The following is a 12,004-nucleotide window of genomic DNA, read 5'->3' as shown; positions in this document are numbered from 1 at the left end:
GTTTTCACAAATTCTTATGTGCTTCGCCCTAGGTTTGGCGAAATACCCAGCTGTTTAGATAGAAGAATAAAGTAGGCAAGCCGCCAAAACGGATAAATTGTTTGGCTGTTTGTTTCAGCTTTTTATTTTGTTGAACTTTCTTATCTGCTAGATAAAAAGCAATCAAACCTTTGTTTATGAGGTGATGAAATTCCCGATCCGGCAAACTTCGTATACTCTCCTCTGCTTTTTCTTTAAAAAATCTAATTCTTTGGACCATTTTATCTTCACTATCGTAGTAGAAGATAAAATTCAAATCATCCTCTTCCCGGTCTTCTTCTTGATCGATAAAATAATCAAGCATGATATGAAGACCCTGGACCCAGGGGAAATATCCGTCTTTTAATACATCCATATCTTCAGTTTTCAAATCATGAGACGCATAGGCTGCTAAGCAAAAAATGCCCAATGTAGATCCTGTGCAGGCAGAAAACTCATACCAGGTCATAGTGGGAACACTGTGCTGGTGCCTTGCAAACCAATCTTCTAATAGCTTAACCCGCTTATTTTTTTCAACATGTTTGAATACTTGTAAGTCACAATAGTACCCTGCTAGTTGATGCATGATTCCCTGCGCATTTAGAAATCCAGGCAGCTCTTTTAGAACATCTTGGCATGTTGAGACTAGAGAGGCTAAATATCCCCCATCGTCTTGATCGTTCCGATATTGATAATAATTTTCAGGCTCTTCTCCAGGTGTTAAGGCATGATACATAGATAGATGAAGCAATCTGAAATCTCTTTCTTCCAAAGAAGTACTCCTATCACATAAATTATCTAAGTAGTCACTGATCGTTTGGTAGGCCACAATAAAACGAATGATGTTTCTGCATTGTTTTCCAGCAAGCAATCCATAAACAGCCCCGCCATCACAATGGAACGCTTTCTCTTTAATGCTGGAAAGCGCTTGTTTACGCAATTCATCATTCGGAATTTTATTTGCCTTCTCCCGCCACTCATTAACATATTGATGAGCGGAGGGAAGTACCTCTTGCCGTACTTTATACAGCAATGTCCATGGTTTTGTTGGCACTTTCAAGATACACCCTCCTAACTTTGAGGATCACGAAGATACTGGACTTGGTCATCAACTTTTGGTATTTATGATAGCCTTTTGTCAATATATTTATTCTAGTTTTGTAAGGATAATCGGAACCGTCAAGAATTTTGTGTAAATGATGAACAGGAAAGTATTGGGTAGCTTAGGGTCGGCCATATATGACGATGAGCAGCGGTTGTATCGAATCAGTCTGGCATATTCCTATAAAAAAGGCTTGTTATTCAAAGGCCACCGTCACTGTATTTCACCATCGAGGGTGGAGCAATTCACCGGACACTCAAACATTCTCGAGACGAAAAAATATATGTATCTAGAAATCAGTGCTTCAAAGCAAGTTATTTACTAGTTAGAAAATGTTCCACCTCCTCTACAGGCAATGGCTTACTGAATAAATACCCTTGTCCATATTGGCAATTGTAACGTTTTAGAATTTCTAATTGTTTTTTATTTTCAATTCCTTCTGCTACTAAATTGAAATGAAGATTGTGTCCCATTTCAATAATTGTTTTCACGATCGTATGGTCATTTGTATTCAGATCATTGATAAAGGTTCGGTCTATTTTCAAGCTATCAATAGGCAGCTGCCGAAGCTTGCTTAAAGAAGAGTAGCCTATGCCAAAGTCATCTATAGATAAACTTATCCCTATTGCCTTGAGTTCGTTTAAAAGCGGTTGAGACTGGGTAATGTTTTGGATAATGCTTTCAGTGATTTCTAACTCAAGATATTCGGCGCTTAATTGCGTTTTGTTTAACACGCCTTTCAGCATCTCGATAAATTTCAGGTTTTCGAACTGCCTTGCCGATACATTTACGGATACTTGAATAGGCTCATACCCACTTTCATGCCATACCTTTAATTGCTTACATGCTTTTTTTAGAACATAGGATCCTAGCTCATGTATAAGACCGCTTTCTTCAGCTATCGGTATAAATTCTTCTGGTGAAATGAATCCCATTCGTGGATGTTCCCATCTAGATAAAGCTTCTACACCGTAAATTTTTCCGCTTTCAAGCTCTATTTTAGGTTGATAGTAAACTTGAATTTGGTCATAGAGGATGGCTTTTCTTAGTTCGCTTTCAATCATGGCGTTACGTTGAAAAAGATCACTTAACGCGGGCTGGAAGAATATAAAATCGACTATTCGATTTTTTTTTGCATGATAAAGGGCGATGTCCGCCTGTTTTATAAGTAAGTCTACATGTTGGCCATCTTTCGGAAATTGACTGATCCCAGTTTTGGCTGTCATATAGATTTCCTGTTTGTCAATGCGGAAAGGCTTTAAGAAAGAAGCGTTTAGTTCGTTAACCAAACGTGCGATTTTCTCTTCTTTATCAAGCTTTAAAAAAATAAGAAATTCATCACCTGAATAACGGGCGATCAAACCGTGATGATTGATGATTCTTCCAAGTCTTTTGGCAACTGCTTTAAGCAAACGATCTCCTGCCTTATGACCATAGGTTTCATTGATCACTTTGAATCGGTCTAAGTCCATGAATAATATGGAAAACGAATATGACTCTTCGTTGGTCGATATTTTATTTTGGACAAACTCCATAAAATAATAACGGTTCGGCAGCTGCGTCAACCCATCGTAATACGCCATTTTATACATTTTTTCTTTTTCTTCTCTTTGTCTTGTTATATCCCTAAAATAAACGGATACCCCTTGGAGAGAAGGAAAGCCCCTAACTTCATACCATTTATTTTTAAAAAATTCTTCAAACACGATGGGTTGTTGCAGCAAAAGAGCAGTCTTGTATTTTTTCACGAATTTATTAATATCTGAATGCGGCAGGGCATCGTAAATATAGTTACCTAAAACTTCTTCGCGTTTTAGATCAAGAAGTTGTTCTGATACTCTATTTATATATTCAATTCGTAAATCATTATCTAATGAATAAAAAGCATCTGTTATACTTTCCAGAACAATTTCAATACTACTATTGCTAAAATTCACTAGGAGGCCCCCTTAAAACGCATTTTGTTATTTTTGTATAATTCATACTTTTTCCCGATTTGTAGGTAATCGAAACGATATAAAGTTGATAAAACAAGTGCGTTTCGAAAAGTACATCGGGCATATAACTATATCTATATAGTGAAATTACAATTCCTGTCAATGGTTTTAAAAGGTAACTATACTGACTTTGATTTGGAAGTTGGTTTTCATTCAGTATAAAGGAGCGGCGTCCATGGGAAATACGATCTACCTTGAAGGTGACCATAACCTATCGCTGGTTATTCTTTCGATATTAGTTTCTGTGTGTACATCCTATACGGCTCTTCATCAAATTGGCAGATTAACAATGTCGGATAAAGGGGTTATCAGAAATTACTGGCTAATTGCAGCCTCTATCGCAATGGGAAGCGGCATATGGGCTATGCATTTTATTGGGATGCTGGCGTTCAATATCAATTTAGACGTTCGATACAATCCACTTTTGGTAGTCATCTCCATGTTGCTGCCCATTATGACGTCAGGGTTAGCTTTTTTCTTGCTAACTCGACATGCCAATAAGAAGCTGTTGTTTGTCAGCGGTACGATATTGGGGATTGGAATTTTGTTGATGCACTATATTGGAATGGAAGCCATGGTAATAGAAGCGGACATTCAATATGATTTGTTCTGGTTTTCTGTTTCTGTTCTTATTGCTCTTTTGTCTGCAAATGCAGCGGTACAGCTGTTTGCTTTGTTTAGGGATCATCCTGTCTATAATAAAATGTGGGTCAAGCTAGTTTCGGCTATTTTACTAGGTGTTGCGATTTCTGGAATGCATTACGCGGGGATGAAGGCGGCGGTTTTTATCGTGGAGGATAGCTACGTTTTAAACCCACTGCAGGTATATTCAAAAAATAATGCTTTAGCCGTTAGTGTAGGAATTACCGTTTTATGTATTCAGCTTTTTATTTACATCAGTCGTTATATGGACCAAAAAACTTCTATAAAATTAAAAGAAAGTGAAGAGCGTTATCGTCAATTAGTCGAGTTATCGCCAATCGCCATAGGTATACATAAATACGGCGTTTTTACGTATATCAATCCGGCCGGTATGCAACTTTTAGGTGCGAAGATAAAAGAGGATGTTATAGGGAAAAATGCATTATCTTTTATCCATCCAAGTTATCACGATATTGCCAAGGAGCGATTGAGGACGATGTTCGAAAATAAGGTTCCGTCAGCCACTTTAGAAGAAAAAATGATGAGGGTGGATGGACAAATATTTGATGTCGAAATAATGGGTACACTCATTACAATTAACGGAGAAACAAATGTCCAGGTGTTGTTTCAAGATATAACAGAGCGAAAAAAGTTAGAAGAAATTACGTTTCGGTATGCCTTTCATGATACGTTAACGGGGTTGCCAAATCGACGTATGTTTGAAGAAAGTCTTCATAAAGTTGTACGAATTGAACCAGTAGATGCAAGCATAACAGCTGTTATGTTTATCGATCTTGACGGCTTTAAACAGGTCAACGATATTCACGGGCATGATGTGGGGGATTCCTTATTAGTAAGGGTTGCAGAAAAATTAACAAACAGTGTTAGAAAACAAGATATGGTAGCTCGCTTAGCCGGTGACGAATTCACCATTTTATTAACAGAAATTCATGAAGAAGAAGTTGTTCATATTGCAAAAAAAATAATAAAAGCATTAGTTCCTCCAATCGAAACTAAAAATAAAACCGTCCATGTTACACCGAGTATCGGCATTTCCTTTTTAGACAAAGGAGAAAATGCTGATTCACTAATTAAAAAAGCGGATATTGCGATGTATCAGGCGAAACAGACAGGAAAAAATCAATATAAAATTTACAAAGAGGAATAATGGGAGTTTGTTAATTAAAAATGAATAAACAGAAGAAAAGTAATCTAATTATTGACACAAAATGCGGTGTCAAGAAGAAATGCATGGGAAACGATCAACACAAAAGAGAAAAAGGGGATCAAGCTTCTTTTTTGCGCGAAGAGAGGAATATCCGACGTTTTAATTTTAACAATTATCTGTGATCATTTTTATGATCAGACGAGGAAAAGACCAAAATAACATATATATACTTTACAAACCCTTTTATTTCAAAGTATGATAACTCGCACAGTCTGTATTTTTTAAATAAAGGGGGCAAAAAAATGACGGTGAATAAGAAAAAACTGGAATCAGAGTTGAGTGAAGCATTAATTAAATTACAGCGAGAGTTAATTGGACGCGGTCCTCAGGAAACCAAAACATATATTGTTCAAGATATGGTTATTGCCCGTTTCAAAGGAGTGATGACCGTTGAAGAAAAACATTTAGTCAGCCGCCAAGACGGCAGGAAACTTGTCAAACAAATGCGTCAGGTCCTCAGGGAAATGTACAGTAAACAGTTTGAAGAGATTGTCGAAAAGCACACAAAATGCAAGGTGCTATCAAGTCATAGCGACATGAGTACGAAAACAGGTGAGCGAATCGAAGTGTTTATTATTGATCGCAATTTGGAGAAAATGCTGGATTGAAAACTAGTGTTGACATGAAAAATAGACCGGAGTAAAATAAATTCCATCAGCAACTACATATCTCGGCCTAGTCCCGTCATCGGGAACGGAGGACCCAATTTTTTTGGGGCTAATTCTACAGTTTTGTAGAAGGGATGAGAGCACTCTTTCGCCATCCTGCCCGTCAGCTAACTTCGTCGGCTAAAGCGAAGGAGGTCTAAAGACCACCTTTATTCAGGGGGCTTTTTTTTGTTGCGTTAATAACGCGGCGGAAACAGGCAGCTTGAAAGAATAATAGGTCTTTTTCATTTTGCCTATTTTGAAAAAGCATATGGGAGGCAGAACGCAAAGAGAGCAGAGATGCTAGCTGGGCGTTACGTAGACCAATGATGTCTTTTTCTCAATCAAAACAGGACAACGTGTCCTTTGTTTTGTGCGGAGAAAAAACGTCATTGGTCTTTTTGTTTTCAAAATGAGAGGATTAGGGATTCGAAAAGTGCTGTTGAAGATGTAGTTGCTTATTTCATTTTATTAAAAGGCGGAAGGATAAAAATGAAAAAAATCATGAAATTTATAGATCCTCCAAAGATTCTTGTTTTAGGCTTTGCGGCTATTATCATGATCGGGGCATTCTTGTTGACGCTCCCTATTGCAACAGTTGACGGAAATGGCTTGTCTTTTTTAAATGCATTATTTACTTCTACTTCCGCCACCTGTGTTACAGGCCTGGTCATAGTGGACACCGGCACAACATTTACAAAATTTGGACAACTTGTCATTTTATCATTAATCCAAATTGGCGGATTAGGATTTATGACGTTTGCAACGCTCGTTGCTTTTGTTTTAGGAAAAAGAATTTCATTAAAAGAACGACTGGTTCTTCGTGAATCGTTAAATAACATATCAATGGAAGGGATTGTCCGGTTAGCCAAAAGAATTTTAATTTTTACGGCAGTCATTGAAATAATCGGAGGGATCTTATTATCTTTTCGCTTTTCGTTTGATATGCCAATTGGAAAAGCGATTTATTACGGTTTTTTCCATGCGATTTCGAATTTTAATAATGCAGGTTTTGACTTAATGGGTGAATTTCGAAGCTTAACCCCTTATGCAGAAGATCCGATCGTCACCTTAACGGTTTGCGCCCTCATTTTATTAGGAGGGATCGGTTTTATTGTCATGAATGAAGTGTTTGAATACCGTGAAACCCACCGTTTATCACTGCATGCGAAAGTCGTCTTGGTCACGAGCTTCGTGTTAACAGTGGGTGGGACGATGTTGATTTTTTTATTGGAGTTTGGAAATCCCAAAACGCTGCAGCCATTATCCTATTCTGGAAAAATATTGGCTTCGTTGTTTCAATCGGTTACCCCAAGAACTGCCGGTTCCAATACATTGAATATACCGGATTTAACTCAGTCCACCATTTTCTTGATCATATTTCTAATGTTTATTGGGGCTTCTCCAGGCTCAACTGGCGGCGGGATTAAAACCACCACTTTCTCTACATTAATGGGCACTGTCTGGTCTCAGATTAAAGGGAAAGAAGATGTTGTGTTCTTTCGTCAGCGTATTGTTTTTGACACCATTTACAAAGCGCTGACGGTAACAGTAAGCGGGTTATTCCTTGTCATTATCATGACCATGCTGCTGACAATTACGGAAGAGGGAAAAGACTTTTTAATGATTTTGTTTGAAGCGACTTCTGCTTTTGCAACGGTTGGTTTGTCCATGGGGTTAACGCCTGAATTGTCGCCTATAGGACGGGTGCTCATTATTTTTACTATGTTTGCTGGGAGAGTCGGACCGCTAACCATTATGTACGCAATTGCTATAAGACGACGGCCGGACCCTTTCCGTTATCCAAAAGGAAAAATGATGATTGGATAATCAGAATGGTAAGGAGCCAGAGAGATGAAAAAAACTACAATATGCAGTGATTGGTTTAGGACGGATTGGGGCGAGCATAGTAGGAATAATTATGGAGCCGGTCAGGAACTATTGGGGATTGATCAAAATGAAAAACGAGTGGAAAATGCGTAGCTTTATATTACGCACGGAGCAGTGGCAGATAACGGAAAAGGCAACATTAAAATCGATTGGGATTGATCATGTGACTGTGTCATCGCCGCCATCGGTGGTAATATGCAGGCGAGTATACTAGCGGTATTGCTTTTAAAGGAGTTCGGGGTAAAAAAAGTGTTTGCAAAAGCCTTAAATGAACAACACGAAAAGGTATTAAAAAAGTTGGAGCGGATTGGATTGTCTATCCGAAAAAAGATATGGGTGGACGAGTTGCACATATCTGCTATCACTAAACGTAATGAATTTCATTTTTCAAAAGATTACAATCTTGAGGAAATCAAGACTCCTCCAGTGACAGAGAAAAGTCTGTGGGAACTGGGTACTTTTAGGGCTCGTTACAATGTCAGTATTATTGCGATCATTCAAAATGGCGATATGATTTTGTCCCCACCTTCAAATCAAATCAGTAGTGATCGGCAAAAAGGAAAATTTGTCGTTATTTGCAAATGTAGAATAATACGAAAAACGACAAAATAATAGTTTGAAGTATCTTATAATAGAAGAATTAAAATTTTTAAAGGCGGAGAAATATGAATAATAGCAGCAGGTTTGTTGTGAATGCGGCAGGCAAGCGAGGAGAAACCTATTATACACAATGCCAGGATAAAAAAGAACTAAAAAAATGGGTAGAGGATAATAAGGAAAAGCTTGTGATAGACGAACTTAAAATAATTGATAATCATAAGCATCCCCTTATAAAATGGTTTTCTTTTAAAAAGTGATTTTTCAAAGGGGAAAATCAGCAGTCTGGCTTTTAAGTTTAAAGTCAGGCTGCTGATAACCTCTTGATCGGGTTAATTTGGTCCTTTGCTACGCTTTTTCCCAATCAACTTCTATTTCAATCCCAGCAGCTCTAATCATTGTAAGAACAGGGCAGCGGGCATCTGTCTTTTCTTTTAGTTCCGTTAGCCTTTCTGAAGGTTCACTTGTTACTACACTTACTTTGAACCAAACTTTCTCGAAAGTAACTTGTGCGCCTGCTTCACCTCGAATTCCGCGTGGATCAAGTTGGCCTTTCACATCAAAGTTTATTGACTGCAGGTCAAAGTTCATTTCCTGTGCCACCATATTAGCGATTACATTTTCACAACCAGCCAAAGAAGCCAAAAGATAAGAAAGCGGATCTGGACCTTCATCGTTACCACCCAAAAGAGGAGGTTCATCCATAATAATTTCATGCTGCTTCGATTTCACAGTCGTTTTCATTTTTTGCGTTTTTCCTATAACGTGAAACGTCATTTTGTCCTTCAGGTTCATCGATTTGCCCTCCTTTTTTTTGATGCGTATCTATTCTTTCCACAGTACTGAAATTTAAACGTGAACTGGTAAAAGTGATACAGAGGATTCTGGTTAATTCGAAAACATAGGATCATTTATATAGAATATTTGTGTATATAGGTAAAAAATGAATAAGGTTTTTCAGTTAACAATTCTTTAGTAAAGGTGGAGAGGAATCTGGGGTATATTCAAGTTGCCAAAAACAAGATTGAACATAAGCATATATGTTGTGCTTTGGGTGCAAAACAATATGAAGAGGCAGTCATATCGGCTTTGAGTTGGCGAAACCAGGCAGGTCTCTCGAATTAAATTTGAGAAATAAACGTGAATTAAGAGTCTCGTCTTTTCGTATTTATTATGTTATTACATAAGTGAAATTTCAGACTTTCAGATATTTGGTAAAATTTTCTGTATAAAATCACCTCTTTAGATCTGAAATAAATGAAAAATTTGTCGATATTAAGAGAAATGGGATCAGCAACAAGAAATACATAATATAGGAATGAGGTATGGGATTTTGAAGTGGTTTTATAATTTGAAAACGTCTGTAAAATTAATTTCATCGTTTGCTTTAATGGCCATTGCAGTAGCATTCATCGGATTCTTTGGTTTGAACAACATGAATAAGCTCAATGAGGAGCTTAAGTTTATGTATGAAGAGAGAGTCGTTCCGATTGACCACGTATCAAGTGCACAGGTTTTATATCAACGGATGAGAGTCAACATCCGTGATATGAACTTTACTGATACAACCCCGCAGCAAAAATCAGACCGGGAACAAATAATTAATGATTTAAGACAAGAATTAGAAGGGGAAATTAATAAATACCAAGGCACCACTATTATTGAAAAAGAGAAGGAATTGTTGGATGAGTTTGAAATAGCATGGAATGATTATAACGTTTTGATGGATGAGGCGATCCAGTACGCTCATGAGGGCAATCAAAAAGCTTACCACAGATTAGTTCCTGAATTCAAGGAAGCAGGGGATAACGCTGAAAACGTTCTGAAAGAATTAATTGAATACAACACTCAATTAGCAGAGAAATCGAGCAAGGATGCAAATGCATTATACGAAAATTCCCGGACGATTACGATTATCATCGTTATTGCAGCAGTGTTGTTTAGTTTTGTACTTGGGTATATCATCTCTCAAATTATCTCCCGTCCTTTAAAACGCGTAGTAGGTGTTGTGGGCAAGGTAGCAAATGGTGACCTTAGTGAAACAATGGAGATTGATACAAAAGACGAGGTCGGACAGCTAGCCAAATCCGTTGATAATATGGTACTAAGTTTAAGAACAACAGTAGGCGGGATTCTGGCTTCTGCTGAAAGTGTATCAGCAGCTTCGCAAGAAATTTCTGCTACGACTGAAGAGGTAGCAAGCAGTGCAACTACTCAATCAAGTGATGCACAAACAATTACCGAATTGTTCCGGGATATTTCGGCAAGTGCGAAAAGTCAAGCTGATGACGCCCAACTTATGAAAGAACAGTTTAATGAATTAAACTATGCTATTGATTCTGTTGCTAAAAATGCGGAAGAAACGGCAGAAGTAACCGAAGCCCTATTAAATGTAGCGAAAGACGGCAGTACAGTCATTCAGTCGTCGATTAATGGGATGACACAATTAACGGATCAAATGTCTTTATTAGAAGAGGACGCAGGTAAAATTGGAAATATTATTAATGTGATTAACGATATCGCAAACCAGACCAACCTTTTAGCTTTAAATGCGGCAATTGAAGCGGCAAGAGCAGGTGAACAAGGTAAAGGTTTTGCGGTAGTGGCAGACGAGGTTCGTAAACTAGCAGAGCAGAGCAGCGGGGCAACAAAGGAAATCACAGACCTTATTAAAGGAATTCAAGAGAATACGACATTAAGTGTTAAAGCTGTAAACGAAGGCGTATCCGCATCTAAAGAGTCTGGTGAAGCATTCGATTCTATTTATGAAATGGTTGGACAAGCGAACTCAAAAGTAGCGGAAATTGCCGCAGCAAGCGAACAGCAGGCTGCACAATCGAGTGAGGTCATGGGCTCCATTGATAGCATTGCATCAGCGAGTGAGCTGCAATCGGCCCAATCAACAGAAGTGATGCGTGCGATTGAAAGTATTGCAGGAGCAAGCGAAGAAACAGCTGCAGCTAGTGAAGAAACTGCTGCGACATCTCAATCTCTTGCTAATCTTGCAGAAGATCTAAATACCTCTGTTTCAATCTTTACACTTAAATAATAGATAATCCCTACTCGTTGTGAGTAGGGATTAATACTATTATAATAATTTTGGTAGTTTTAAGTTATAGTACTTCCGGAATTCCCTACTAGCCAATGGGGTTCCTTCTTGCACCTGCTGCCATGCCTTAACTTTAATTGAATATTGCTTAATATGAGATAAAACGAGGCAGGTTTCTTTCTCGAATAGGTCATTTCTATCATTGTTTCATTCTCTTCCGTTCCAGGAAGAATATCTTTTTCTTCATTATATATAGAACTCCACGTCAAGAAGAAACACGTAAACGGAGCAGTTGTTCATTTAGCAACTGCTCTTAGTGTATATAGTATTTCAGAACTTCCAAGTATATAAAAAATATATATTTGAAAGTTGTTTCATTTATATAATGAAACAATTTAGTATTTCTATTAAAAAATTTATCACTAGTTAAAGATATTATAATCTGGATGAAGAGAAAACTTGGATACTGGTAAATAAATCTTTTATCGAAATACTATTGATTATCCATTCGGTAGCGTGTTATATTGTTAATCCACCGCTAAGTAAGGTGGTTTCAGAAAAATCGGGTATAGTTAATTATTTGTGGATAATTAAATCAAATAACTTATTGACATATTATCTGAAATATGATATATTGTTAACCTGCTTTTAAAAGGAATATTAATTAGTTGAAGAGAATAAATTATCCTTGTTACAATAGTTATTCCTAGATAATAAATATTGAATAAAGTAGTTGACTTTAATCTTCGATAATGACATTATTAATTAGCTGTCGATAATGACGGTGAATGAAATTGATCTTTGAAAACTGAACAAAATCAATAAAAACGTCAA

Annotated in this window: 9 protein-coding genes, 1 pseudogene and 1 riboswitch; of the genes and pseudogenes, 7 read left to right on the top strand and 3 right to left on the bottom strand. The window is 37.4% G+C overall.

Annotation, left to right across the window (positions count from 1 at the left end; all coding sequences use genetic code 11):
* Positions 1 to 28: 28 nt before the first annotated feature.
* Together BTO28_RS12550 and BTO28_RS12545 are read right to left on the bottom strand one after the other, a co-directional pair.
* Positions 29 to 1,078, bottom strand: a complete 1,050-nt coding sequence (locus BTO28_RS12550; protein WP_076766787.1) for a tetraprenyl-beta-curcumene synthase family protein — start codon at positions 1,076 to 1,078, stop codon at positions 29 to 31.
* Positions 1,079 to 1,434: 356 nt separating this feature from the next.
* Positions 1,435 to 3,057 carry a sensor domain-containing protein gene (locus BTO28_RS12545; protein WP_076766785.1) on the bottom strand — a complete coding sequence of 541 codons (1,623 nt, stop codon included), beginning with the start codon at positions 3,055 to 3,057 and terminating at the stop codon, positions 1,435 to 1,437.
* Between the two features lie 235 nt (positions 3,058 to 3,292).
* On the opposite strand from BTO28_RS12545, the gene BTO28_RS12540 reads away from it, so the two are divergent.
* From BTO28_RS12540 to BTO28_RS12520, 6 genes and pseudogenes are all read left to right on the top strand, one after another.
* Positions 3,293 to 4,927 (top strand): MHYT domain-containing protein, encoded by a 1,635-nt coding sequence (locus BTO28_RS12540; RefSeq protein ID WP_076766784.1) that lies wholly within the window; start codon positions 3,293 to 3,295, stop codon positions 4,925 to 4,927.
* A gap of 302 nt (positions 4,928 to 5,229) precedes the next feature.
* Positions 5,230 to 5,595, top strand: a complete 366-nt coding sequence (locus tag BTO28_RS12535; RefSeq protein ID WP_076766782.1) for a DUF2294 domain-containing protein — start codon at positions 5,230 to 5,232, stop codon at positions 5,593 to 5,595.
* 54 nt (positions 5,596 to 5,649) lie between these two features.
* Positions 5,650 to 5,792, top strand: a riboswitch (cyclic di-AMP (ydaO/yuaA leader).
* Positions 5,793 to 6,126: 334 nt separating this feature from the next.
* Complete coding sequence (locus tag BTO28_RS12530; RefSeq protein WP_076766968.1) at positions 6,127 to 7,464, top strand: TrkH family potassium uptake protein; 1,338 nt, start codon at positions 6,127 to 6,129, stop codon at positions 7,462 to 7,464.
* Between the two features lie 255 nt (positions 7,465 to 7,719).
* A pseudogene (locus tag BTO28_RS17530) lies at positions 7,720 to 7,764 on the top strand (hypothetical protein); the annotation flags it as partial.
* Positions 7,765 to 7,773: 9 nt separating this feature from the next.
* The gene (locus tag BTO28_RS17525) at positions 7,774 to 8,136 is read left to right on the top strand and encodes a hypothetical protein (RefSeq protein WP_233129883.1); all 363 of its coding nucleotides are present in this window, start codon (positions 7,774 to 7,776) and stop codon (positions 8,134 to 8,136) included.
* A gap of 53 nt (positions 8,137 to 8,189) precedes the next feature.
* Positions 8,190 to 8,381 carry a hypothetical protein gene (locus BTO28_RS12520; protein WP_076766780.1) on the top strand — a complete coding sequence of 64 codons (192 nt, stop codon included), beginning with the start codon at positions 8,190 to 8,192 and terminating at the stop codon, positions 8,379 to 8,381.
* Positions 8,382 to 8,469: 88 nt separating this feature from the next.
* Here BTO28_RS12520 and BTO28_RS12515 read toward each other — a convergent pair whose 3' ends face one another.
* Positions 8,470 to 8,916 carry an OsmC family protein gene (locus BTO28_RS12515; RefSeq protein WP_332888728.1) on the bottom strand — a complete coding sequence of 149 codons (447 nt, stop codon included), beginning with the start codon at positions 8,914 to 8,916 and terminating at the stop codon, positions 8,470 to 8,472.
* 538 nt (positions 8,917 to 9,454) lie between these two features.
* Between BTO28_RS12515 and BTO28_RS12510 the strand changes: the two genes are divergently transcribed.
* Entirely contained in the window at positions 9,455 to 11,170 is a 1,716-nt protein-coding gene (locus BTO28_RS12510) for a methyl-accepting chemotaxis protein (protein WP_076766778.1), read from the top strand.
* Positions 11,171 to 12,004 lie beyond the last annotated feature (834 nt).

Origin of the sequence: Domibacillus epiphyticus, assembly GCF_001975785.1 — a bacterium.
GTDB lineage: Bacteria > Bacillota > Bacilli > Bacillales > Domibacillaceae > Domibacillus > Domibacillus epiphyticus.
The sequence above is the reverse complement of the archived record's forward strand: the minus strand, read 5'-3'. Positions and strand labels throughout refer to the sequence as shown.

Coding starts and splice junctions, on each gene's coding strand:
- BTO28_RS12535 (WP_076766782.1), top strand. CDS start 5,230: ATGACGGTGAATAAGAAAAAACTGGAATCAGAGTTGAGTGAAGCATTA.
- BTO28_RS12540 (WP_076766784.1), top strand. CDS start 3,293: ATGGGAAATACGATCTACCTTGAAGGTGACCATAACCTATCGCTGGTT.
- BTO28_RS12515 (WP_332888728.1), bottom strand. CDS start 8,916: ATGAACCTGAAGGACAAAATGACGTTTCACGTTATAGGAAAAACGCAA.
- BTO28_RS12530 (WP_076766968.1), top strand. CDS start 6,127: ATGAAAAAAATCATGAAATTTATAGATCCTCCAAAGATTCTTGTTTTA.
- BTO28_RS12520 (WP_076766780.1), top strand. CDS start 8,190: ATGAATAATAGCAGCAGGTTTGTTGTGAATGCGGCAGGCAAGCGAGGA.